At 61.8% G+C, this 288-nt stretch carries 1 protein-coding gene; it reads left to right on the top strand.

The window, feature by feature from the left end:
• A partial coding sequence (locus QZ271_RS14470; protein ID WP_291432641.1) for an amidase family protein occupies positions 1–288 on the top strand: 288 nt, incomplete at both ends.

The raw sequence follows: 288 nt of genomic DNA, 5'->3' as shown, positions 1-288 counted from the left end.
AAGCGTCGTCGAACCTGTCGCGCTACGACGGCGTGCGCTATGGCCACCGCGCCGCCGAGTACAAGGACTTGCAGGACATGTACAAAAAGTCGCGCGCCCAGGGCTTCGGCCCGGAAGTGCAGCGCCGCATCATGGTCGGCACCTATGTGCTGTGCCACGGCTACTACGACGCCTACTACCTGAAGGCGCAAAAGATCCGCCGCCTGATCGCACAGGATTTCGATGCCGTATTAAATGGACCGAACGCCGTCTGCGACGTCATCATGGGACCGGTCGCACCGACTGTCG

The organism is Deinococcus sp. (assembly GCF_018260555.1).
In the GTDB taxonomy this organism is placed as follows: Bacteria; Deinococcota; Deinococci; order Deinococcales; family Deinococcaceae; genus Deinococcus.
Note: the sequence above shows the minus strand (reverse complement) of the source record. Positions and strands in the feature narration are given on the sequence as shown.